At 58.5% G+C, this 24546-nt stretch carries 20 protein-coding genes; 14 read left to right on the top strand and 6 right to left on the bottom strand.

All coding sequences use genetic code 11. From position 1 onward, the window contains the following. The first annotated feature begins 28 nt into the window (after positions 1–28). The 10 genes from I6L41_RS14510 to tldD all read left to right on the top strand — a co-directional run bounded on the left by I6L41_RS14510 (position 29) and on the right by tldD (position 15943). Positions 29–4450 (top strand): DUF6701 domain-containing protein, encoded by a 4422-nt coding sequence (locus I6L41_RS14510; RefSeq protein ID WP_216959659.1) that lies wholly within the window; start codon positions 29–31, stop codon positions 4448–4450. Positions 4451–4654: 204 nt separating this feature from the next. After that, entirely contained in the window at positions 4655–5695 is a 1041-nt protein-coding gene (locus I6L41_RS14505; protein WP_005340051.1) for a rod shape-determining protein, read from the top strand. A gap of 42 nt (positions 5696–5737) precedes the next feature. Beyond that, positions 5738–6628: a rod shape-determining protein MreC gene (gene mreC / locus I6L41_RS14500; protein WP_100647004.1), complete on the top strand. Its 891-nt coding sequence runs from the start codon at positions 5738–5740 to the stop codon at positions 6626–6628. Further along, a complete protein-coding gene (mreD, locus tag I6L41_RS14495; protein WP_005340054.1) occupies positions 6628–7113 on the top strand; it encodes a rod shape-determining protein MreD in 486 nt (161 codons plus the stop codon). Before mreC ends, mreD begins: the two co-directional genes overlap by 1 nt. Positions 7114–7115: 2 nt before the next feature. After that, entirely contained in the window at positions 7116–7703 is a 588-nt protein-coding gene (locus tag I6L41_RS14490; protein ID WP_005340055.1) for a nucleoside triphosphate pyrophosphatase, read from the top strand. Positions 7704–7798: 95 nt separating this feature from the next. Beyond that, on the top strand, positions 7799–9268 hold the full coding sequence (gene rng, locus I6L41_RS14485; protein ID WP_005340056.1) for a ribonuclease G: 1470 nt from the start codon (positions 7799–7801) through the stop codon (positions 9266–9268). Beyond that, positions 9269–13162 carry a YhdP family protein gene (locus I6L41_RS14480; protein ID WP_216959655.1) on the top strand — a complete coding sequence of 1298 codons (3894 nt, stop codon included), beginning with the start codon at positions 9269–9271 and terminating at the stop codon, positions 13160–13162. It begins immediately after the preceding gene. A gap of 34 nt (positions 13163–13196) precedes the next feature. Further along, positions 13197–13517 carry a Dabb family protein gene (locus I6L41_RS14475; RefSeq protein WP_110304192.1) on the top strand — a complete coding sequence of 107 codons (321 nt, stop codon included), beginning with the start codon at positions 13197–13199 and terminating at the stop codon, positions 13515–13517. A 25-nt stretch (positions 13518–13542) separates the two neighbouring features. Then, positions 13543–14361 carry a carbon-nitrogen hydrolase family protein gene (locus I6L41_RS14470; protein ID WP_216959652.1) on the top strand — a complete coding sequence of 273 codons (819 nt, stop codon included), beginning with the start codon at positions 13543–13545 and terminating at the stop codon, positions 14359–14361. A 133-nt stretch (positions 14362–14494) separates the two neighbouring features. Next, on the top strand, positions 14495–15943 hold the full coding sequence (tldD, locus tag I6L41_RS14465) for a metalloprotease TldD (protein WP_042032236.1): 1449 nt from the start codon (positions 14495–14497) through the stop codon (positions 15941–15943). A 123-nt stretch (positions 15944–16066) separates the two neighbouring features. Here tldD and I6L41_RS14460 read toward each other — a convergent pair whose 3' ends face one another. From I6L41_RS14460 to I6L41_RS14450, 3 genes are all read right to left on the bottom strand, one after another. Further along, complete coding sequence (locus tag I6L41_RS14460) at positions 16067–16270, bottom strand: hypothetical protein (protein ID WP_033112613.1); 204 nt, start codon at positions 16268–16270, stop codon at positions 16067–16069. A 163-nt stretch (positions 16271–16433) separates the two neighbouring features. Beyond that, positions 16434–17150 carry a MarC family NAAT transporter gene (locus I6L41_RS14455; protein WP_216959649.1) on the bottom strand — a complete coding sequence of 239 codons (717 nt, stop codon included), beginning with the start codon at positions 17148–17150 and terminating at the stop codon, positions 16434–16436. Positions 17151–17289: 139 nt separating this feature from the next. After that, positions 17290–18606 (bottom strand): MFS transporter, encoded by a 1317-nt coding sequence (locus I6L41_RS14450; RefSeq protein ID WP_216959645.1) that lies wholly within the window; start codon positions 18604–18606, stop codon positions 17290–17292. A 178-nt stretch (positions 18607–18784) separates the two neighbouring features. Here I6L41_RS14450 and I6L41_RS14445 point away from each other — a divergent pair, with 178 nt between their 5' ends. Together I6L41_RS14445 and aphA are read left to right on the top strand one after the other, a co-directional pair. After that, a complete protein-coding gene (locus tag I6L41_RS14445; RefSeq protein ID WP_216959642.1) occupies positions 18785–19459 on the top strand; it encodes an adenine nucleotide alpha hydrolase in 675 nt (224 codons plus the stop codon). A 106-nt stretch (positions 19460–19565) separates the two neighbouring features. Then, a complete protein-coding gene (gene aphA / locus I6L41_RS14440) occupies positions 19566–20285 on the top strand; it encodes an acid phosphatase AphA (RefSeq protein WP_216959639.1) in 720 nt (239 codons plus the stop codon). Between the two features lie 77 nt (positions 20286–20362). Here aphA and I6L41_RS14435 read toward each other — a convergent pair whose 3' ends face one another. Next, complete coding sequence (locus I6L41_RS14435) at positions 20363–20629, bottom strand: hypothetical protein (protein ID WP_033112538.1); 267 nt, start codon at positions 20627–20629, stop codon at positions 20363–20365. A gap of 168 nt (positions 20630–20797) precedes the next feature. Here I6L41_RS14435 and I6L41_RS14430 point away from each other — a divergent pair, with 168 nt between their 5' ends. Together I6L41_RS14430 and I6L41_RS14425 are read left to right on the top strand one after the other, a co-directional pair. Further along, positions 20798–21619: an HDOD domain-containing protein gene (locus tag I6L41_RS14430; protein ID WP_005357745.1), complete on the top strand. Its 822-nt coding sequence runs from the start codon at positions 20798–20800 to the stop codon at positions 21617–21619. Between the two features lie 128 nt (positions 21620–21747). After that, a complete protein-coding gene (locus I6L41_RS14425; RefSeq protein WP_042081371.1) occupies positions 21748–22245 on the top strand; it encodes a GNAT family N-acetyltransferase in 498 nt (165 codons plus the stop codon). Between the two features lie 153 nt (positions 22246–22398). Here I6L41_RS14425 and I6L41_RS14420 read toward each other — a convergent pair whose 3' ends face one another. Together I6L41_RS14420 and I6L41_RS14415 are read right to left on the bottom strand one after the other, a co-directional pair. Beyond that, positions 22399–22575, bottom strand: coding sequence for a hypothetical protein (locus I6L41_RS14420; protein WP_005340085.1), 177 nt, complete (start codon positions 22573–22575; stop codon positions 22399–22401). Between the two features lie 506 nt (positions 22576–23081). Continuing rightward, positions 23082–24359 carry a sodium:proton antiporter gene (locus I6L41_RS14415; RefSeq protein WP_021231596.1) on the bottom strand — a complete coding sequence of 426 codons (1278 nt, stop codon included), beginning with the start codon at positions 24357–24359 and terminating at the stop codon, positions 23082–23084. Between the last annotated feature and the right edge of the window lie 187 nt (positions 24360–24546).

Below are 24546 nucleotides of genomic sequence, written 5' to 3'. Positions count from 1 at the left end.
GCGGCAGATGATACAAGTGGAGAGGAAAGTGATGGATTTTAAATGGCTGGTTGGTTTATTACTTTTCTGCGGTACAGCTGTGGCGCAACAATATAATTTATCCATCAATCAATACCCACCATGTAATACCACATGGCAAAAGTCAGGAAATGTTTACACCTGTACTGGTGGTAATGGTCAGGTAACATTAAACGACGGTGATGTGATTGTCGCTAGTCAAGATTCAACGCTGAGTGCAGATGCCGGGATTTCTCTCACGAATAACAAGATTGGCAGTGTCTCAAGTAGAATAAATCTTAAGGCTAGTTTTGGTGGAATTGTATCTCAAGGATATCAAAACACCATATATGGTGATGTTTTAGCTGGCAGCTCAAGTATCACGCTAAATAATATCTACTTATACGGAAGTATTACTACCAGTGGGAACGTGTCGCTAAACTCTGGAGTTGTTCAGGGAAATATCACCAGTAGTAGTAACTCTGTCAGTGTGACTAATGTGCAGTTATCAGGAGATATCAATGCAAATAGCTCGGTGACGATATCTGGCGGAACTTATAGTGGCGATATTACCATGCGCTCAAATAATCCAGTGACGTTCAACTCAGTTAATATGACTAGTGGAAGTGTCTCTGGGGCTAGCTCTTTTAATGCTACAGGTAGCCAACTGGGGTCTCAGGGAAGTCCTGTCATTATCTCGACCACATCAAATAATATCACTGTTACCAATTCTACGGTTTATGGCAATCTGACTGCTGCAACAAATAATGCCGGTGGGGTGGTGAATGTCAACAATAGCTCTGTGACTGGTACTTGCCTACCAGTGTCAAATCCGGTAAATGCTTGTGTCCCGGCACCTGTTGCCTTGTATCAGCTTGAAGAGAGTAAGTGGACTGGTGTTGCAGGAGAGGTCAAAAACGCTGTTGCTGATATGCTGCATGGTCGCGCAATGAGGGGAGCTAAAACCAATACGGTGTCGCCTGCATTACCTGCAAACGCGAATAATCTTGGCACTTGTGGTTATGGTGAGTTTATTGGCAGCAGTAATCAATATATTGAAGTGCCACATGACGCTCGCCTGTCATTTTCCAATCAGTTAACTGTTTCTGCTTGGGTATATCCGGTAAGTCTGCCATCGGCTGGAAATTTGTATTCTATCGTGTCAAAAGATGGCAACTATGAGTTTCATCTAGATAGTCAAGGCAGAGTGTTTTGGTATTGGGAAAGAAGTTCTGGCGTGAACCAGACACTGACAACAAACACCAAAATACCGTTAAATAAGTGGTCCCATATAGTCATTCGCTATGATGCAATGGCTGCTAACAATCAACGTCAAAAAATATATATCAATGGCGTCGCTGATACGGTTAAAGGTAATGATGCAAACACATTAAGAACAAATACACAAAATTTGGAGATTGGCCGAGATTATATCGATAGTCGCAGCTTTAATGGACGAATTGATGAGGTTGCTATTTATGGTTTGGCCTTGTCTGACTCTCAGATAGCTGAGTTATATAGTCAACGTCATCCCTGTGGTGGCTCGACATTGATTTGTGAGACCGATAACTTCTCCCAGCCGCTCGGTGATAGGTGGGCCGTCAAGCAGAGTGCTGGCGGATTTATACCATCCATTACGGCAGACCGACGTTTACGGATGACTCAAGCCAGCACGGGACAAGCAACCTCCGCGACTTATCAGCGGTTATTTCCTGCTGCTGGCAATCTGGTGACGCTGACATTTAATCACTACGCCTATGGTGGCACGAGCACTGGTGCAGATGGCATGACAGTTGTGCTTTCTGACGCGTCGGTGACGCCACAGCCAGGTGCTGCTGGGGGGCCTTTGGGTTATGGCCATTATCAACCGAGTAACTCACCTGGATTTGCTGGTGGTTGGCTCGGATTTGGTTTGGATGAATATGGCAACTTCTCATCCTTTGGGGGGGGGGGAAGTGTGGGCTATCGCCCGCAATCGGTTGTCGTGCGTGGCTCGGGATCCAATTTTTCCGGATATAACTATCTGCGAGGCACCTGTAATAACGGAACTACCAATGTTAATACCAGTTGCTTGAGTCCAAAGGTAGATGGTAACGGTAGCGCCAACCATCGTTACCGTCTGACGATTGATTCACGAACCAGTGGGCGAGCGATGGTCAAAGTAGAGCGTGATACGGGAAACGGGTTTATCTCTCTTATCGATTCGTTTGATGCGCTGGATCCTGCATTGGGCCAAAGTCCATTACCGCAAGACTTTTATGTGTCATTGACAGGTTCTACAGGTGCCCTGACCAATATTCACGAACTCGATAACGTAGAAATATGTGCGCTGAAATCAAGAGAGGTAGGCGTTCAGGTAGATCATTTCGAGTTGCAGTACTCGGGTCAACCTTTGACCTGCAATCCGGAAGAGATCACTATCAAGGCGTGTGCAAATTCAGATTGCAGTCTGCTGATTACCGAACAAGTTGCTGTTTCCTTGTTGCCACAGAGTCTCCAGGATGGTGGTTGGTACCCATTGTCTGGTGACAACAATGTGAATGGCAATACGGTGACCTTTACCGGTGGAACGGGCAAAGTTTTGTTGCGTAACAATACTCAGACCCAAGTTACGTTGGGCGTGAACAATTCCGTTCCTGCTGTCAAACCACTGAGTGAAACCTTGTGCAAAGCCGGGGCCGGGACTCCCAGTACCGCAGCCTGTACCCTGAACTTTGCCGATAGCGGTTTCTTCTTTGATGTGCCTGATACTTATTCCAACCAGCCTCAGGATGTGACTATCAGTGCGGTCAAAAAAGACGACATTACCAAGCAATGTGTGCCCGGGTTTACCGGCGTGAGGTCTGTCGGCTTTTGGGGAACGTACAACAATCCAAATACCAATAACTTTGGTAGCAAGATCTCCATCGATGGCAACGCCATTGCAACTTATGCCGCCAGTGTTCCTTCACCAACGCCAACCACCCTCAACCTGACTTTTGATAATCAGGGTAAAGCGACCTTGAAAAAAGTGACCTACCCGGATGCGGGTCAGATGCAGCTTTCAGCCAGTCATAATGGCAGTGGTGAGACGGCGGGTCTGGTGATGACGGGGTCCGACACGTTTGTGGCGCGTCCGGTCGGCCTGTGCATCACGCCCCCGCAAGGGGTCTGCGTGGCAGGTGACAGCAGTTGTCCGGTATTCAAAAAAGCGGGGGAGACGTTCCAGGTAGATATCAAGGCGATGGCCTGGGAATCCGCCAATGATGGGGATATCTGCGTCGGGAATCAGACTACGCCCAACTTTTCCCTGCCCAATATTGCTCTGGGCAGTACGCTGGTGGCACCCAATCCGGGCACCAATGCAACGCTGGGTACTACCACCTATAACCATGTGGCCGCGGCCAACAGTCTCAATAGCGTTAGCCAGACTGTGAGCGAGGTGGGAGTGTTCCGGATGACGGCGACGCCACCAGCCAATGGCTACTTCAATTACACCATCCCATCAACCCAGAGCCAGCCGGTGGGGCGTTTTATTCCTGCCGACTTCAATCTGGTGAGCGGCGACATAGTGCCAGCCTGCAATGCGTTCTCCTATATGGGGCAGCCCTTTGGCGTCATGCTGGATGTGCTGGCTCGTAATACGACGGGCGTACAGACCCGAAACTATACGGGGCCCTTTGCCAAGGGCGAAGCCTATCTCTCAGTTGCCAATGATAAGGATGGGAAATCCCTGTCAAGCCGCTTGCGCAGTCTGCAGCCGCTACCATGGCTCAATGGCCGTGCGGCCTTGACTACCGGTAGCAGCGAGTTTGTGCGCCTCTCTGGCACGCAACCGGATGGTCCCTACAAGTCTTTGTTGTTTGGTCTGTATATGAGGGATAACGATGGTGAAAGAACGCTGATTGCCAGCCCGAATTTCAATGATGCCGTGGTAGGTAACTGCAGTGGCAGCGGCTGTAATGCCCGTCAGATAGACAGTGTGCCTATGAAAGCCTATTTTGGTCGCCTGCAGGTTGGCACGGCGGCTGGCCTGGCCTCGGCGCCGCTGGCCATTCCACTGCAGATGCAATATTACGAAGCGGGCAACTGGCTGCAAAACAAGGAAGATCAATGTACCCAGCTCTCTTTGGCCAATCAGGGGTTCACTTTCCTCAATCCGAGTCACACCTTTGATGCGGCGACTCGCGAGCTGAATCTGGGGGCGGGTCGCAAGATCAAGCTGGGGTTGGGCAGTTCGGCACCGGGTGGGGATGCTGCACTGGCGAAAGACGGGGAGATCCTGTTCCACTTTGCCAAGCCGGACATCTCGGTGCGCATTCCCTACAAGGTTGATTTGTCCAAGCAGCCATCCCGACCTGTCTGGTTGTCGGATCCGTCCAGTGCCAATGACGGCAACCTGCAAGGTGAGGCCATTTTCGGCTCCAGCCGGGGTAATGACAGAATTATTTATCGGCGCGAAGTATTGCACTGAATGATGTGAAAGGGGGAATGGCTCAACAGCATCCCCCTAAATCCTTGTTTATTAGTGTTTGCAAGCGTGTGCGAGTGAGTGATGACTCGCATTTTTGTCGCGCCTGATTGATTGGCGACAGTTTGAGCGCTTGCCCATTGGGGTGGGCATTGGTAAAGTTAGCCGGTTTTCTGCACCTCCAAATTCTTAGGATTTCCCGTAGCCATGTTCAAAAAGCTCAGAGGCGTCTTTTCCAACGATCTGTCGATCGATTTGGGAACTGCCAACACCCTGATCTATGTAAAAGATCAAGGGATCGTCCTTAACGAACCCTCAGTTGTCGCCATTCGCCAAGAGCGCGGGAACGCCAAATCGGTCGCTGCTGTCGGTCATGCCGCCAAGCAGATGCTGGGCCGTACCCCGGGCAACATTTCCGCAATCCGCCCGATGAAAGATGGCGTGATCGCCGATTTCTACGTGACCGAGAAGATGCTGCAGCACTTCATTAAACAGGTTCACGACAACAACTATTTCCGCCCCAGCCCGCGCGTGCTGGTGTGTGTACCGTGCGGTTCAACCCAGGTTGAGCGTCGCGCCATCAAGGAGTCCGCACTGGGCGCCGGTGCCCGTGAGGTCTACCTGATCGACGAGCCTATGGCTGCTGCCATCGGTGCCGGCCTGCCGGTATCCGAAGCGACCGGTTCCATGGTGGTTGATATCGGTGGTGGTACCACTGAAGTGGCCATCATCTCTCTGAACGGTGTGGTCTACTCCCAGTCCGTCCGTATCGGTGGCGACAAGTTTGACGAAGCCATCATCAGCTACGTCCGTCGCAACTACGGCAGCCTGATCGGTGAAGCGACTGCCGAGCGCATCAAGCACGAGATCGGCTCCGCCTATCCGGGCGAAGAGGTGCGCGAGATTGAAGTGCGTGGTCGCAACCTGGCTGAAGGTGTACCGCGCAGCTTCACTCTCAACTCCAACGAAATCCTGGAAGCGCTGCAAGAGCCGCTGTCCGGTATCGTGGCTGCCGTCATGGTGGCGCTGGAGCAGTCTCCGCCGGAACTGGCTTCCGACATCTCCGAGCGCGGCATGGTGCTGACCGGTGGTGGCGCACTGCTGAAAGATATCGACCGTCTGCTGATGGAAGAGACCGGCATTCCTGTCGTCGTTGCCGAAGATCCCCTCACCTGTGTGGCCCGTGGCGGCGGCAAGGCGCTGGAGCTGATCGATATGCACGGTGGCGATCTGTTCCACTACGAATAAGACCCAAAGCCGGCCAGCGTGCCGGCTCTTTTTTGACGACCCATGAAACCCATTTTTGGTAGAGGCCCTTCGCTTCAGTTACGGTTGTTTCTCGCCGTCATCATCTCCATCGCTGCCATCGTCGCGGATTCCCGCTTCGGTGTGTTTACCCATGTCCGCGTCTACCTCAGTTCGTTAGTCAGTCCCCTGCAATACATGGCCAATGCGCCTGGTACCCTGCTCGACACCATGTCGACCCAGGTGCAGACCCGCGCCGATCTCATCGAGCAGACCAAACAGCAGGAGCAACAGCTGTTTACCCTGCGCTCTCGCCTGCTCAAGATGGATCATCTGGAGCACGAGAACCAGCGTCTGCGCGAGCTGCTGGGTTCACCGGTGCACAAAGAGTCCCGCAAGATGGTGGCCGAGCTGCTGTCGGTGGATTCCGACCCCTTCAGCCATCAGGTGCTGATCAACAAGGGGGCGCTGGATGGCGTCTATAACGGTCAGGCGGTGATCAACGATCAGGGGGTGATTGGTCAGGTGCTCCACGTGGGCTCCACCACCAGTCGCGTGCTGCTGATCACCGACTCCAGCCATGGCATTCCGGTGCGGGTGCTGCGCAACGACTTGCGTGCCATTGCCTCCGGCAGTGGCGAGCTCGACAAGCTTGAGCTGCGCAACCTGCCGCGCAACACCGATATTCAGGTGGGTGACCTGCTGGTCACCTCGGGTCTGGGTGGCCGCTTCCCGGAAGGTTATCCGGTGGCGACTGTGACCCGCTCCGAGTATGTGGAGGGCAAGCCCTTCGCCCAGGTCGAGGCCAAGCCGCTGGTGGAGCTGGACAGACTGCGTTATCTGCTGCTGCTGTGGACCGACAAGAAGCCTGAAGTACATGATGAGGATGGCGAACGGGCGGCTCCCGCTGCGTCCGCCGCAGGAGCCACCCGCTGATGCTAGAACCCGCCAGCGGCAGGATCTGGATCTGGATCTCGATCCTGCTGGCCTTGAGCCTGTCGATCCTGCCGCTTCCTTTCGAATTTGACCCCTTCCGCCCGGACTGGCTGGCCATGGTGCTCATCTACTGGGCACTGGCCTTGCCGCACCGGACCAACGTCGGCACCGCCTGGGTGGCGGGCCTGCTGCTGGATGTGCTGCTTGGCAGTACCCTCGGCGTGCGGGCGATGGCGATGGCCATCACCACCTATCTGGCGGCCTTCCAGTTCCAGAAGATCCGCAACTTCTCCCTCTGGCAGCAGGCACTGATCATCGGTGGCCTCTCGCTGGTGGGTAAAATGACGGTATTCTGGGCCGAGCATCTGTTCAGCCAGGCCAGTCTCAACTTCTCCTACTTTTGGTCGACGTTGACGACGATGCTAATATGGCCCTGGGTGTTTCTGGTGCTGCGCAAGGTGCGGCGCCGCTTCAATATCAGGTAAATATGAACAAAAACAACGAACCACAACTCTATCTCGCCTCGGCTTCTCCCCGTCGCCGTGAACTGCTGACCCAGATTGGCTACCGCTTCGAGGTGCTGAAACTGGATGTGCCCGAGCAGCGGGAAGAGGGTGAAAAGGCGCAGGATTACGTCTGCCGCCTCGCCCGTGACAAGGCGATGGCGGGCGTGGCGTGTGCGCCGACGGCGTTGCCGGTGCTTGGCGCCGACACCATAGTGGTGCTGGGCGACCGGGTACTGGAGAAACCGTCCGATCTGCTGGATGCCAAGGATATGCTGGAGTCCCTCTCCGGCAAGGTGCATCAGGTGATGACGGCGGTAGCGCTGGCCAGCAAGGATCGTTGTGACGTGCGTCTGGTCACCACCAACGTGGCGTTTCGCAAGCTGGACGAGGCCGAGATCGAGGCCTACTGGCAGACCGGTGAGCCCTGTGACAAGGCCGGGGCTTATGGCATTCAGGGTATTGCCGGCAAGTTTGTCAGCCGCATCGAAGGGAGCTATAGCGCCGTGGTCGGCCTGCCCCTGCTGGAGACAGACTTGCTGATCAAGCATCATCTGGAACAGCTCAAATAATTTCCCGTCAGCTGTGCTCTGCTGCGTTTCTCCCTTGCGCGCGTTGTACCGGATTGGCTCTATAGAATTCAAAACTGGAACAGGCAAGGTTACTTATGTCGGTAGAACTGCTGGTTAACGTTACCCCCTCCGAAACCCGGGTCGCTCTGGTCGAAAACGGTCTGCTGCAGGAAGTGCATGTAGAACGTCAGGCCAAACGCGGCATCGTGGGCAATATCTACAAAGGCAAGATCAGCCGGGTACTCCCGGGCATGCAGGCGGCCTTCGTCGATATCGGCATGGACAAGGCAGCTTTTTTGCACGCCTCTGATATCGTCCCCCACACCGAGTGTGTGGCGGTGAAGGAGAAGGAGCAGTTCCAGGTCGGTAACATCGCCGAGCTGGTGCGTCAGGGGCAGGACATCATGGTGCAGGTGGTGAAAGATCCGCTGGGTACCAAGGGTGCCCGTCTCACTACCGATATCACCCTGCCATCCCGCTATCTGGTCTTTATGCCGGGCAGTGCCCACGTCGGTGTCTCCCAACGTATCGAGTCCGAAGCAGAGCGGGAGCGCCTCAAGCGCACCGTGGCCGGTTATGTGGACGAGCTGGGTGGCTACATCATCCGCACCGCCGCCGAAGGGGTGGGGGAGCAGGAGCTGGAGCAGGATGCCGCCTTCCTCAAACGGCTGTGGCGCAAGATCCTCGAGCGCAAACAGAAGTATCCACCCTGCAAGATCCTCTACGAGGATCCCAGTTTGGCATTTCGGGTGGTGCGCGACTTTGTCGGTGCCGAGCTCGACAAGATCCGCGTTGATTCCCGCCAGAGCTTCGATCAGCTCAAGCGCTTCACCGAAGAGTACGTGCCGGAGCTGGCCAGCAAGCTGGAGTACTACCCCGGCGAGTCGCCGATCTTCGATCTTTACGACGTGGAGAACGAGATCCAGCGGGCGCTGGAGCGCAAAGTGGAGCTGAAATCCGGCGGCTACCTCATCATCGACCAGACCGAAGCCATGACTACGGTGGATATCAACACCGGCGCCTTTGTCGGCCATCGCAATCTGGAAGAGACCATCTTCAATACCAACGTCGAGGCGACGGCGGCCATCGCCCGTCACCTGCGCCTGCGCAACCTTGGCGGCATCATCATCATCGACTTCATCGATATGCAGTCCGAGGATCACCGCCGTCGGGTGCTGCACAGTCTGGAGCAGGCGCTGTCAAAGGATCGTGCCAAGACCAACGTCAACGGCTTCTCCCAGCTCGGTCTGGTGGAGATGACCCGCAAGCGCACCCGCGAGAGTCTGGAGCATGTGCTCTGCTCCGAGTGCCCCGAGTGCAAGGGGCGCGGCCGGGTCAAGACGGTGGAGTCGGTCTGCTTCGAGATCCTGCGGGAGATCATTCGGGTCAATCGTGCCTACGATGCGGATCAGTTCACCGTCTACGCGGCCCCGGCCGTGGCCGACTACCTCCATGGCGAGGAGTCCCACAGTCTGGCGGAGCTGGAAGTGTTTATCGGCAAGCAGGTGCGGGTAGTGAGCGAACCCCTCTGTGGTCAGGAGCAGTTCGACGTGGTGATGATGTAATTGGTCTATCGCTGGCTGAGTCGGGGCTGGTTGGCCCTGGGGGTCCTATTCGTACTGATGGCCATGCTGGTCACCTTGGTACGGGTCGGGGGCCCTTTGCTGAATCAATACCGGGAGAGTCTGATCCACACTCTGCTGGGCGATTCACAACTCAAGGTCAGCGTGGAGCAAGTGGGGCTGGACTGGACACAGTCCGGGCCCGCTCTCGAACTGCAGCAACTTGCCATCGCCCCGGATTCGGGGCGTTTTACCGTACAGCTCGGCAAAGCCTGGGTGCACCTCGACTTCTGGCGCACCATTAACGAGCTCAAGCCGGTGTTTGGTGAGCTGATTCTGAGCGATGGCGATATCACCATCGACTTGCGCCAACCGGCTGACGACAGCCCCTCCGGCGATCCCCAGCAGGGCGCCCTGCTGCGCTTTCTGCTGACCCAGCTCTCCACCTTCGATGTGCACAACACCCGCCTCAGCGTCACCACCTCCCTCGGTGATCTGCGCGCCCTCGACATCGCCCAACTGCGCTGGCAGAACCGTGGCAAGCGCCATCAGGGGGTCGGCAAGGCTTACCTCATCAACGGGGTGGGTGAGAGCACCCTCGATCTGATTCTGGATGTGGACGCCCCGACTGCCCGGCTCGATCGCCTCAAGGGTCAGCTCTATCTGGGGGCCCGCCAGCTCGATATCACCCCGACCCTGACCAAGATCCATGCGGGCGAACCCAAGGTTGCCGGTCAGCTCGACTTCCAGCTCTGGAGCGAGTTTGACAGCGGCAAGCTGGGCAATACCCTGCTGGCGTTTGGCAACAACTACCTGATCTGGAAGGATCCCAAGAAAGGGGATATGCACCGTTTCGGCCTCGATGGTGGCAAGATCCAGCTGCGCCGTGAGGGCACCGACTGGCAGCTGGCCAGCCACAACGTCACCTTCAAGCTGGATGGCAAACCCTGGTTGCAGAGCCGCTTGCAACTGGAACGGATCGGGGATCGGGTGCAGGGCTATCTGCCCAGCATAGAGTTCGACAAGATCACCCAGATCAGTCAGCTGGTCTCGGCGCTCTACCCCACACTCTGCGAGACCCTGCGCCAGACCAATCCGCAGGGTTCGGTGCAGGATCTGACGCTGCTGGCCAATGCCGACTGGCAGGAGCTCTCCCTCAGTGGCCGCTTCAGCAAGGTGCGCCTCAAGGCCTGGCAGGATATACCCGGGATGCAGGATCTCAACGGCGAGTTCTGGCTTACCCCGACCGGCGGTAGCGCCAGATTGGCGCTGGCGAACGACAAGGTGGATCCCGCCCGTCACTTCAAGGTGCCAATCCCGGTCGACCACTTCTCGGCCCGCCTCGACTGGTGGCGCGAGGAACAGGGCTGGGTGCTCTACGGGCAGGATATCGCGCTGGATAACCCGGATCTGACCCTGTCCAGCCGTTTCCGCCTCGATCTGTTCGAGCACCCTTTCCTCGCGCTGACCGGTCGCATCGATGTGAAGAATGCGGGCCATGCGGATCGCTACTTCCCGCTGCAGGCGATGGACAAGGGGCTGGTGGATTACCTGAGCGGCGCCATCAAGGGGGGCAAGGCCAAGGGGGCCGACCTGCTCTGGTATGGCGAGTTCAGGGACTTTCCCTACGACAACGGCAAGGGCATCTTCCAGGTGGCGGTGCCGCTGGAGCAGGCCACCTACGAGTTCTTCCCCGGTTGGCAACCGCTCACCGACCTGCAGATCGACCTGTTGTTCCAGAATGCCGGCCTCGATATGCGCAGCCGATCCACCAAACTCGGCAAGGCGAGCTCCGACTCGGTGCATGCCTGGATCCCGGATCTCTCCCCCGGCGCCCACCTCTATGTGGATGCCAAGGTGCAGGGGGAGGGCAAGGCCATCAGCGACTACCTGCAGGACTCCCCGCTGGGCAGTTCGGTAGGTCAGGCGCTGCGGGAGATCGAGATCCGCGGCCCGATGGCTGGTTCGGTCAAGCTCGATATTCCTCTCGATGGCGAGAGCGAGGTCAAGGCGAGCGGTGATGCCACCTTCAGCAACAACAAGGTGCGGGTCGCCAGTCTGGACCTGCCGCTGGAGAAGGTGCAGGGGCGCCTCGAATATGACAACGAACAGACCCGCTTCAGCAACCTCAAGGCGAGCCTGTGGAACCAGCCGCTGACCCTCGACTATCAGGGGCGCCAGCATCCGGATCACTATCAGGTCGACCTCGATTTCAAGGGGCAGTGGGATAGCCGCCGCCAGCCCGCCGCCATCTCTTCATTCGGCATTCTCAACGGCCGCAGTAACTGGGGCGGCAAGCTCGGGTTGACCCTGCCCGACAGCAAGCCATTTAGTTTCCAGCTGGCGCTCGACTCCAACCTGCAGGGGATGGGGCTGGATCTGCCGCTGCCGCTGGCCAAGAGCAGTGCCAGCCGGCTACCGCTCAAGGTGATCGCCCGTGGCCGGGATGGCAGCTCCGACATTCGTGCCGTACTGGGGGCTGATGTGGATATGCAGACCCGACTGGTCTACGGCGAAGGGGTACCTTATCTCAGCCGGGTGCGAGTTGATGTGGGCCAGCCGGGCGCCCGGGTAATGCGCGATGCCCCCATGCTGCTCGCCATCAACCAGCAGGAGGCCGATGTGGGCGGCTGGCTGGCCAGACTCAAGCAGTGGTTGCCAGCGCAGAACCAGACCGGCAATGCGGTGGTCGGCCCCGCCTTTCTGCCGCAGGAGTGGTGGGTGGATGGACAGCTGGCTCGCGCCTATATCGGCAGTGCCACCCTCAAGGCGGCGCGTTTCACCGTGGGGCCGACCAATCAGGCGACCGAAGTGATGATCGACAGCCCCGATGTGATGGGGGTGATCCGCCTGCCCGCAGTGGCCAATCGCCCGGTGGATGCCAAGTTTGCCCGCATCTACTGGTCCGGCAAGAGTTCGGATCTCAGCCCGGATCCCGATGCTAGGCAGGATAACGCCATCATGGCCTCCATCCCCTGGTTGAAGGTGAGCTGTGTCGATTGCCGCTTTGGCGAGCTACCTCTTGGTGAAGTGAAAGGGGAGCTGGTGCCCGGCGCCAACAAGGTGACACTCAAGGGGCTGGATGTGCGGCTGGCGGGGAGTCAGCTCACCGGCAGCGTCGACTGGCTGGCCGATGGCAACCGGATGGAGACCCGCGCCCGTGGCAAGCTGACCAGCAAGAACAGCGAACTGCTGCTCAAGCGGCTGGGCTACACCTCGCCCATCGGCGATGCCCCCGGCTCCCTCGCTTTTGATCTGAACTGGCAGGATGTGCCCTATCGCCCGAGCCTGCCGACTCTGGGGGGAAGTGCCAACTATCAGCTGGAGGGTGGCACCCTGCGGGAGATCAACGATAAGGGGGCACGGCTGCTCTCCCTGCTCAGCCTCGACTCCCTGCTGCGCAAGCTGCAGCTCGATTTTCGCGATGTGTTCGACAAGGGCTTCTACTTCGAATCCATGTCCGCCTCTGCCACCATCAAGCAGGGGCAGGTCAGCAACGATGATTTCTATATGAAGGGGGCGGCAGGTAACCTGCGCGGCGAGGGGATCGCCGATCTGGTGCGCTGGCGGCTCGACTACGAGCTGAGCTTCTCCCCCAATCTGGGGGGCACCCTCCCGGTGGTGGCGGCCTTCTCCATCACGCCGGTCACGGGTCTCTATGTGCTGGCCCTCTCCAAACTGCTGGAGCCGGTGGTGGATGTGGTGACCCGCATCGATTTTCGCATCTCGGGGCCGCTCGACGCACCCAAGCTGATCGAGGCGGGACGAGATCGCGCGCGCATCAAGCTCAACCAGCAGCAGAAAGAGGCGGTTGACGCCGTTGCCCCCGGCCTGCCGACGCAAGAGGTGACCCCTTTCCTGCTGAGCCCCAAACACGCAGGGCCCGCTCAGCGCTGAACGAGCGGCCCGGCACCATCACAAGGAGTGAGCCATGATCCGACATATCCTGCTGATCGCCTTCAAGCCGGGCACCCAGCCTGCCCGGATAGATGCGGTGCGTACCGCCTTTCTCGCAATTCCCCATCAGGTCAGCGGCGTGACCGCCGTGGAGTGGGGTCGGGATGACAGCCCGGAGGGGCGGGCCGAGGGGTTTACCCACAGCGTACTGATGACCTTCGCCGACGAAGCCGCCCGCCAGCGTTATCTGCCCCATCCTGATCACGATGCCCTCAAGGCCATCTTCCGTCCGGTGCTGGAGCGCATCATAGTGCTGGATTACACCCTGCAGGCGGGGGATGCTGTCACCGTCTGATGGCCCAAGCGACAAGGAGAACGTCATGTGGTTAGCCGCAATACAGCTAGTATCTGGCCGTCACTGGCAGGATAACCGGGAGCAGATCGCCGCTGAACTGGCGGCCTTGCCCAAAGAGCGGCCGCTGCTGGTGCTGTTGCCGGAGAACTTTGCCCTGTTTGGCGAACGGCAGGGTTATCTGGATGGGGCCGAGACCATAGGTGAGGGCCCGATCCAGCAGCAGCTGGCCGAATGGGCACGAGATTACGGCATCTGGCTGGTGGCCGGGGCTATGCCGACAAGAATGCCGACCACCATCGCAGGTTCCGACCATATCCACACCAGCTCGCTGGTGTTTGACCCCAGCGGTGAGCTCAGGGGCCACTACCACAAGATCCACCTGTTCGACGTGGATGTGGCGGACAATCACGGTCGCTACCGTGAGTCGGAGACCTTCAGCCCGGGGGAGGCGCCTGTGTTGGTGGACTCTCCCTTTGGTCCCCTCGGCCTCTCGATCTGTTATGATCTGCGCTTTCCCGAGCTCTACCGCCAGTTGGCCCGAGCCGGTGCCCGCGTGCTGCTGGTGCCTGCCGCCTTTACCGCCGTGACCGGCGAGGCGCACTGGGAGCCGCTGCTGCGGGCCCGCGCCATCGAAAACCAGTGCTACGTAGTCGCGGCCAATCAGGGCGGCACTCACGAAACGGGGCGCCAGACCTGGGGCCACAGCATGGTGATCGACCCCTGGGGTCGGGTGCTGGCGAGCAAAGAGTGCGGGCGCGGCACAGTGCTGGCGAAGATGGAGCCCGGATTTATCGACGAATTGCATCGCACCATGCCAGTGCTGCAACACGCCCGTTTGCTCTGATGGTGTGGTGAAAAATTGAAACGCAGCCGTTTGCCTGTGCTGGAGCATGCCCGTTTGTTGTGATGGTGTGGCTTGTCGCCAACCCGTCGGCAAGACGATTTAAAACAGCTCGTTACGAGAGTGGAGAAGAAGATTGAGTCTATTGAGCCAGGTTAGTGCCTCCCTGTTGGCCCCGAACGATCTCGACGAAGGGCGCCTGCAGCAGCTGCTCGGCAGCCTGATGAGCCATCAGGTGGAGTTCGGCGATCTCTATTTCCAGCGCAGCTGGCACGAGTCCTGGATGCTGGAAGATGGCATCGTCAAGGATGGCAGCTACAACATCGATCAGGGGGTCGGGGTACGCGCCGTCAGCGGCGAGAAGACCGGCTTTGCCTACTCGGACGAGCTGAGCCTGCTGGCGCTGCAACAGTCGGTGACTGCTGCTCGCGGCATCGCCGCGGCCGGTGCTCACGGCAAGGTGAAGGCATGGGCGCGCACCGAAGCGAACCTGCTCTATCCGGCCATGGATCCGCTGCAGACCCTCGACAAGCAGCAGAAGATCGCCCTGCTGGAGCAGATGGACAAGTTCGCCAGAAGTCTGGATCCCGCCATCAATCAGGTGATGGCCTCCATCAGCGGTGTTTACGAAGAGGTGCTGGTGGCTGCGACCGACGGTACCCTGGCTGCCGATATTCGCCCGCTGGTGCGGCTGTCGGTGACCGTGATTGCCGAGAAGGGCGATCGTCGCGAGCGCGGCAGTGCCGGTGGCGGTGGCCGCTTTGGTTACGACTGGTTCCTCGAACTGGACGGGCTGGAGAGCCGCGCCTTTGGCTATGTGCGCGAAGCGGTGCGTCAGGCGCTGGTCAACCTCGACGCCATCGATGCACCGGCCGGTACCATGCCGGTGGTGCTCGGCGCCGGCTGGCCCGGCGTGTTGCTGCACGAGGCGGTGGGCCACGGTCTGGAGGGGGACTTCAACCGCAAGGGCTCTTCCGCGTTTGCTGGCCGCATCGGCGAACAGGTGGCCTCCAAACACTGCACCATCGTCGATGACGGCACCCTGCCGGGTCGGCGTGGCTCCGTCTCCATCGATGACGAGGGGACGCCGGGTGGCTACAACGTGCTGATTGAGAATGGCATCCTCAAGGGTTACCTGCAGGACAAGCAGAATGCTCGTCTGATGGGGGTGCCGCTCACCGGCAACGGTCGCCGCGAATCCTACGCCGCCATGCCGATGCCGCGCATGACCAACACCTACATGCTGGCGGGTCAGTACGATCCGGCCGAGATCATCGCCTCGGTGAAGAAGGGCATCTATGCCCCCAACTTCGGCGGCGGTCAGGTGGATATCACCTCCGGCAAGTTTGTCTTCTCCGCCTCCGAGGCCTACCTCATCGAGGATGGCAAGATCACCGCCCCCATCAAGGGGGCGACCCTGATCGGCAACGGCCCCGAGGCGATGAGCCAGGTCTCCATGGTGGGTAGCGATCTTGCACTGGATCGCGGCGTCGGCATCTGCGGCAAAGAGGGGCAGAGCGTGCCGGTCGGTGTCGGCCAGCCCACCCTCAAACTGGATCAGCTCACCGTGGGTGGCACCCAGTAAGCGAAGTGAGTAGTAACCCGGTGCTATGCAGACCCCGGCCATGCGCCGGGGTTTTTGTTATTCGGAGTCATAGAAAACAAAAAGCCCCGGTCAGTAGGCCGGGGCTGGTAAGGATACAGAGTATCAGTTGACTGATATTGCGCGGGCGTCGATGAAGTAGCGGGCGTTGCCCTGCTTGTCGATCTGGATCTTGGCCACCAGTTGTTCCTGCTCCTTGTATTCCCAACGTTGCTCGATCTTGGCGAGGGATGGGCTTGTGACCCCAACCACGTTCAGGTACTCATGAAACAGGCTATGGCTCCCTATTTCGGTCAGCATCTTATCCATCTGCATACTCTCCTGAAGTTGAGTGGGTATTCATCAACAAACCTATCAGCGTCCATCTGAATACAGTCTGTATGAAAAACAAACTAACTCATTCATGTGTCAATAACATGATCAGGAACAAGATCAGTGCAGATCGTCAGGGACTTTTTGATACCGTTTTCAATCACTGCTGGTGCGGCTTCGGCAGTTGATCAAAATGGCCGTCCATTTGCGGCAAATGGGGAGTTGTTTGAACCGCAGGTGCACCATGGAATACCGGATCCTGTGCAACCTCCTTGATGCCGTTGATGCAGAACTGCATACCCATGCAGACCAGCAGGAAGCCCATGATGCGGGTCATGGCATCGATGCCGGTGGCACCGAGGATCTTGCAGACCGGGTCTGCCAGTTTGAGCACGCCCCAGCTGATCAGGCTCATCAGGGCAAATGCCGTTACCACGCCACCATAGATGGACAGACGCTCGTACTCGGCCGGCAGCTCGGCAATCTGGGCTGCGCCGCTGATCACCAGTGCCATGGTGCCCGGGCCACACATGCTGGGCATAGTGAGCGGAACGAAGGCGATGCTCTGGTTGATATCGACCCCGCTCTGCTGGCTGGGGGCGGGGAACAGCATGCGAAAACCGATAAAGCCGATGATGAGGCCGCCCGCCAGACGCAGACCCGGAATGGAGATCCCGAACAGATCCAGAATGGAGGATCCGATGAAGAAGGTGATGCAGAGGGTGCAGAAGAGATAGATGGCAGCCAGATTGACCTGGCGGCGCACATGTTCGCGCGACATCCCCTTGCTCAGCCCCAGCAGCAGAGTGGCCGTGGTGGGCGGGTTGACCATGGGCAGCAGTGCCAGCAAGGTGAGTAATACGACCTGAAAGAACATCTTGAGCCTCGGATAAAGAGTTGAAAGTCATGGGGGCGAGCGGGTGGCATGCCCCAGAGGGAGGCTATCTTATGTTGGCCAAACTGAACATAAGCAGTACAACAAAGCCCCGGCAGGTGCCGGGGCTTTGTTGTTCGGGTCAGGCCGCTTGCGGCGCTTGCTGTGGCCGGTTGCGTTGCTGCAGCCAGAGCCAGCAGCCGATGACAAAACCGAGTGCCGAGAGGCTCACCACGTAGTGGGAGGGGGCCAGCACATCGCTTGCCATCCAGAGGGTGACCAGCATGGGGGTCAGTCCGCCAAAGATGGCGTAGGCCACGTTGTAGGAGAAAGAGAGACCGGAGAAGCGCACCACCGGCGGGAAGGCATTGACCATCACGTAGGGGACCGCGCCGACAATCCCGACCGCGAAGCCTGCCAGCATATAGAGCGGCACCAGCTTGCTCATGCCGGAGGCGATCCCGTGATAGAAGGCGTAGCTGGAGCCAGCCAGCAGCAGGGAGCCGAGCATGAAGGTGGGGCCGCTGCCCAGCAGGTCGATCACCCGGCCATAGAGAATGCAGCCAAGGGTGAGGGCAACGATGGCCAGTGAGTTGGCAGTCAGCGCCTCGGCCGGGGTGATGCCATAGACCTTCTGCAGGTAGGTGGGGGTCATCAGGATCACCACCACGATCCCGGCGGAGAGCAGCCAGGTGAGCAGCATGGAGACCACTACGCTGCTCTTGTGGCTGCGCAGTACCGTCTTGAGGGGGAGCTCGTCGGCCAGTGCTTTATTGGCCTGCATTTCGGCAAAGACCGGGGTTTCGTGCAGCCAGCGGCGCAGGTACATGGCGACGATGCCGAACACACCACCGAGGACGAAAGCGAGTCGCCAGCCCCAGTCGGTCACATCGCTCGGGCTCATGCCGCGGTTGATGGCGGTGGCTACCAGAGAGCCGAGCAGGATGCCGGCCGTCAGCCCGGCAGTGAGCGTGCCGCAGGCGATACCGACCCGGCGGGCGGGCACGTGCTCCGCCACGAAGACCCAGGCTCCCGGCACTTCGCCACCGATGGCGGCACCCTGCAGGATCCGCAACAGCAGCAGCAGCAGCGGTGCGGCGATACCGAGCACCGCATAGGTTGGCAGCAGACCGATCAGCAGGGTGGGCAGCGCCATCATGATGATGCTGAGGGTAAACATCCGCTTGCGACCGATGAGGTCGCCAAAGTGGGCCATGATGATGCCGCCGAGCGGACGAGCCAGATAGCCGGCGGCGAAGATGCCGAAGGTCTGGAACTGGCGCAGCCACTCCGGAATGTCGGCCGGGAAGAAGAGTTCACCGATGACCACGGCGAAGAAGACGAAGATGATGAAGTCGTAAAACTCCAGCGCACCGCCGAGGGCGGCCAGTCCCAGCGTTTTGTAGTCCTGCCGGTTGAGGGGGCGGGTGTGATCGTACTGTTGTGTCACTGTCGTCATATCCTTATGTTTCCCATCGCTTTTTTAGTTATTGTTGAGCCCGGGCAAGGGGCATATACAGGTGATCGAGAGTATGCTGCTCGCCACTTGCATGTAAATCGCGCAATTCGCAACACTGTCTTGCATCTTTTTGGGGCAGCCTTTTGGGAAACCCGGAGCGCCCCACGACGGAGGATTGATGGAAAAGAAACGGGTACTGCTCTCATGGAGCAGCGGCAAGGATTGTGCGTGGGCACTGCATCAGCTGCGGCAAGATCCAGCCATCGAGGTAGTTGGGCTGTTCACCACCCTCAATCAGGCATTCGAGCGGGTGGCGATGCACGGGGTGCGCAAGCAGCTGTTGACCGAGCAGGCCGCCTGCGTCGGGCTGCCCCTCATCACCATCGATCTGCCCTGGCCCTGCAGCAACGAGGATTACGCCCGCATCATGACCGGCTTTATCGCCGATGTGGTGGCACAGGGGATCCGCCATATGGCCTTTGGCGACTTGTTCCTCGAGGATGTGCGCGCCTACCGTGAAAAGCAGCTGGCAGGCACAGGCATCGAACCACTGTTCCCGCTGTGGGGCAGCAATACCCGTGAACTGGCGCCGCAGATGGTGGCCGCCGGGTTGAAGGCGCGGATCAGTGCTCTCGACCCGAACAAGCTGGATGCCAGCCTGGGGGGGCACGATTTTGACGAGGCACTGCTGGCGGCGCTGCCGGAGGGGGTCGATCCGTGCGGCGAGAACGGCGAGTTTCACACCCTGGCCTACGACGGCCCCATGTTTGCGCGCCCACTCGGGATCCGGGTCGGCGAGACAGTGGTGCGCGATGGCTTTGTCTTTACCGATCTGTTGCCAATCGAAGATTAATTATCGGGCGCCAAATGCCCCCTTTTGCCGGGAGATTCACAGTTTGCCAGGCAGCAAGGGGGCACTATTGGCCCCCTCTTTTGTTTGAAGATAAAGGCGCTTTTTTATGAAACTGAACGCCCGTCCGGCGCTGCTTGCCACCCTGTTGGCTGCCACCCTCGCCATGCCAGCAGTTGCCCGTGAGGCAGCGACGCTCCAGCCGGTTCCTGCCGGTGTTACCACTGTGACTCTGGCCCAGCAGGCCCCCATCCACTGGGTCTCGGTGGATCAGATAGCCAAGAGTCTGGATGGATTGCCGCCAATGGCCGTCGGCTTTGATATCGACGACACCCTGCTCTTCTCCAGCCCGGGGTTCTATCGCGGCAAGCAGGAGTTCTCCCCCAACGACGAGAGCTACCTGAAGAACCCTGCCTTCTGGGAGAAGATGAACAATGGCTGGGATGCGTTCAGCGTGCCGAAAGAGGTGGGCAAGGCGCTCATCGCCATGCACCTCAAGCGCGGCGATCACATCTATTTCGTCACCGGTCGTTCGGCCACCAAGACCGAGACGGTGAGCAAGACCTTGCAGCAGACCATGAATATTCCGGCCGACCAGCTAAACCCGGTGATCTTTGCCGGCGACCAGCCGGGGCAGAATACCAAGGTGCAGTGGCTCAAGGATAAGCAGATGAAGATCTTCTACGGCGATGCCGATGGCGACATCAAGGCGGCGCAGGAGATCGGCATTCGCGGCATTCGTCTGCTGCGCTCGGCCAACTCCACCTATCGGCCACTGCCGCTGGCAGGTGCGCTGGGGGAAGAGGTGATCATCAACTCCCAGTTCTGATCGCTTGGTGTTCAGCAGATGCAAAAAGGGCGGGGCCATCGGCACCCGCCCTTTTTGCATCCGTCATCAAGCTCGGGTCAGTCGTCTGCCCAGGGCATCTCGGGCAGGCTGTCGAGGAACTCGCCATAGCGGGTCAGATTGAAGGGGCCCTGATCGGCCTCCATCGCCATCAGCTCGGCACCGAGGGCGCAGGCGATATATTGCAGTGCCTCTTCCCGCGGGGTGCCCTTCATCACCAGTCTCATCAAGGTAGCTTTCACGTGGGGCGGGTGACCGTCGTTGAGCTGGTTCTCCACCATCTCCAGCAGTGCGTCTTCGTCAAAAAATTCCTGAGAGTCGTTCATCGGTTTTTCGCATCAGTGAGTGAGGAGCGCAGTATAACCCGAAGCGGAGCGGCTCCCGTTTACCATCAACACAAACAATCCGATCACGCAGCCATTTGTTACTCATAATTAACGGGAGTTTGCCGCGGCAAACAGGTTGGAACACAGATAACATGGATGGACACGCCTATGCCCACGATAGATTCCCTGCTGGCTGAGCCCAAGCTACTGCCCCAGATCCCGGAAGTGATGCGCGATTTGATCCAGACCTTCAATGAAAAGGATCCGGATCTGCTGAAGATCAGCAAGCTGATCAACAAGGACCCTGTCATCTCCGCCAAGCTGCTGCGTCTGGCCAACTCGGCCAAGTTCGGCAGCAGTCGCCAGATCGGTACCGTCAATGAAGCTGCGGTGCGGCTTGGACTGGCGATGGTGCGCAACATGGTGCTGGCCTGCGGGCTGACCGAATCGGTCACTGCGGTGCCCGGCATTGACCTCAAACATTTCTGGGGCTGCGTGTTCAACGTGGCGGAGCTGGCGCGTCGTCTGGCGGTGAAGAAGGGGATGAAGGGGGATGAGGTCTTTACCTGCGCCCTGCTCTACGATCTCGGCCGCTTGGTGATGCACGTAGGCCTGCCGGAAAACACAGTTCACCACATTCACGATCTGGAGTTGCACAAGGGACGGGCCAAGGCGGAAGAGCTGGTGGTCGGCTTCAATTATGCCCAGGTCGGGGCGGCCATGGCACGCTACTGGAAGTTCCCCGAGACCATCAGCAATGCGGTGGAGTATCACTACAACCCCATGCTGGCCAAGGAGTTCTCCGCCGAGGCCGGGTTGATCCATCTGGCGATCGTGCTGGCAGCGCAATCCGATGTGGGGGAAGAGGCGCCACCCGAGTGGCCCCACAAGGTGGCAGATGCGCTGGGGTTGAGCTGGGCCGATTGCGCCGCCCAGTTCACTGCGCTGCGCGAGCAGGGTAATGGCTACGCTGGGTTGCTGGCTGCCTGAGCCCGTTTATCCCATCTCATCAGGGGCCAACGCGGCCCCTTTTTCATGGCTGATGGTGCCACAGGCTTGCCAGCCCGTGAGTGACGGGGCACTCTTTGCCCTTCACTTTCCGTTTGAGAGCCCTTGCCATGATTGCCTCCTCCCGCCTGATCCTGCGCGAAATGATCGCCACCGATGCCCCCTTCATCCTTGAGCTGCTCAATGACGGCGACTTTTATCGTTACATCGGTGATCGGGGCATTCGCACCCTGGAGCAAGCGCAGGAGTATATCCAGCAGGGGCCGGCGGTCAGCTATGCCCGCTATGGTCACGGACTCTATCTGGTGGAGCGCAAAGAGGACGGTGTCAGCCTCGGTATCTGCGGCCTGATCAAGCGCGACACCCTGGAGCAGGTCGATATCGGTTACGCCTTCCTGCCGCAATATCGCGGTCAGGGCTACGCCATTGAAGCGGCGCAGGCCGCCCTTGCCGATGGCAAAAGCCGGTTGGGGATCGGGCAGGTAGTTGCCATCGTCACTCCGGGCAACGAGCGTTCCATCGGCCTGCTGGCCAAGCTGGGGCTGGTGCGCAGTCGACTGGTCAAGTTGAGCGAAGATGCCGATGAGTGCCTGCTGCTGGAGCAGTGATCAAGGTCAGAGAGCGGCAAAGCGAATGGCGAGGTGGCTGTCAGGCTGAGTGACAAGCAAGAGGCCGGGTCTGGCTAAAGGCGTGAGAGAAGCAAAGAGGCCGCCGTGAGTTGCGGCCTGTCTGCATCGAGCGCTGCCGGAGGGCAGGCAGGGTCAGTTGAGGTCTTCGATGGAGAACTCGCCAGCGATACCATCACAGGAGATGGCGAAACCGCCGCTGAAGCGGGTGCTGAACTGGATCAGAAACGCATCATTGTCGTGCTCTTGCACAGGCAGGTTGATGGGCTTGCTGCGACGCAGGGGCTTGTGTGTTTGTACTGCTTTCATCATGGTATTTCTCTATATAAATTAGGTGTTTGCTCCTTGTATTGGCAAATGTCAGGTCAATGGGCGCGGTCGATTGGATGAACGACAAGCGCGCAGGAATACCCAGCCCGGTTAAGGGGCGTCTGCACTTTCAAGGAATATGCTGATGCATAAATCAAATTGGGTGGGCAGATCGGGTCTGCACCGTGAGAACCGGGCAACGCAGGCAGACAGCCTGACGGTTCTCAAGGCGAGTAAATCAGAAGAAGGTTATGCGGGTACTGGCAGGATTCATCGTGAGGTGAAGCATTGCAGGGTAAACATAAACAGGGCTGATTAACTAGCCGACGCGCATTCTCTCCTCGAAATGAATAAAAAGCAAACAATAATTTGCCGATGTTGAAGTCCGTACGCTTTTCCTCTGTGTAATCAAGGTGCTATCAGCAGCAAATATTCGCAACTATCCGCCATAAAAAGAGGGCTCCCGACGGGAGCCCTCTCTCATTCTGCAATCAGCACAGTGGGCCGACTCAGTAGTCGCCACAGGCCTTCTTGGCAGCCGTGATCATCGGGGTGATGGTCATGCCTTGCACCACGATGGAGAACATCACCACCGAGTAGGTCATCACCAGGATGACCTGACGCAGGTCGACGCCATGTTCCGGTATCATCATGACGCCGGAGGGGAGTGCCAGTGCCATCGCCATCGCCAGACCACCGCGCAGGCCACCCCAGGTGAGGATCCGTACCGAGAAGGTGTTGTAATTGCGGAATCGGCGGAAAGCCACATAGGGCAGCGACACGCTGATAAAGCGGGCACCCAGGCAGAGCGGCACCGCAATGACCAGCAGGATCCAGTCACGCCAGGCGAGATCCAGCAGTACCAGCGCCAGACCGATCAGCAGGAACAGCAGGGCGTTGAGGAACTGGTCCATCAACTCCCAGAAGTGATCCAGGTGATGGCTGCTCTGCTCGGAGAAGCCGGAGTGACGGGTCCAGTTGCCGATCATGATGCCGGTGACCACCATGGCCAGTGCGCCGGAGACGCCGATCATGTTGGCAAAGGCAAAACCGGCGGTCGGGATGCAGAGGGTCAGCAGCAGCTCCAATGAACCGTCATCGGTGGCGCTGATCATCACGTGGGCGATGAGGCCCAGCACGGCACCGAACAGGATGCCGCCGAGGGCTTCGTGCAGGAACAGACCGGCCACGCTGCCGAAGGTGGGTTCAACCCCGCCAAAGGCGACGGCAAACACGGTAGCGAAGATGACGAGGCCAACACCGTCGTTGAACAGGGATTCCCCTTCGATCTGGATGGCGATCTGGGGTGGCGCTTTCATCTTCTTGACGATGGCCAGTACGGCAATCGGGTCAGTGGGGGAGATCAGCGCGCCGAACAGCATGCAGTAGACCAGCGGCAATTCCCAGCCCAGCAGCTTGGCGATAAACCAGAAGCCGTAGCCGATGAGGAAGGTGGAGAGCAGGGTGGCAATGATGGCCAGAATGGTGATCTCCCACTTCTGGCTACGCAGCGCCTTGAGGTTGATGCCGAGGCCACCGGCGAACAGCAGGAAGCCCAGAATCCCCTTCAGCAGGAAGTTCTGGAAGTCGATGCTCTCCATGGTCTTGACGGCAAGAGGTTCCAGATTGAACCAGCCCAGTTTGCCAAACAGCACCAGCAGTGCGGAGATCAGCATGGAGCCCGCAGTAATGGCGATGGTGGTCTGGATCTTCACAACATACTGGTTGGCAAAGGCGATAAAAATCGCCAACGCTGCCAGAAAACAGAGTGTGTAGTAGACGCTCATAGTTATTTTTTTCTCGTTGGTAGACAGCAAGCACGTATCCCTATGCAGGACGGGCATAGGTTACTCTCGGGCCCTATGTTACTCATTACCCATAAATGAGTATATGGTGGCGTATTTGGACTGATAGACGGCTAGATTTCCATTTTATTTGTTTGCTGTTAGGATGCTGTTTACGCAGTTGCATGGA

This window comes from Aeromonas sp. FDAARGOS 1411 (genome assembly GCF_019047125.1).
GTDB classification, from domain to species: Bacteria; Pseudomonadota; Gammaproteobacteria; order Enterobacterales; family Aeromonadaceae; genus Aeromonas; species Aeromonas veronii.
This window is presented reverse-complemented; position numbering and strand designations above follow the sequence as displayed.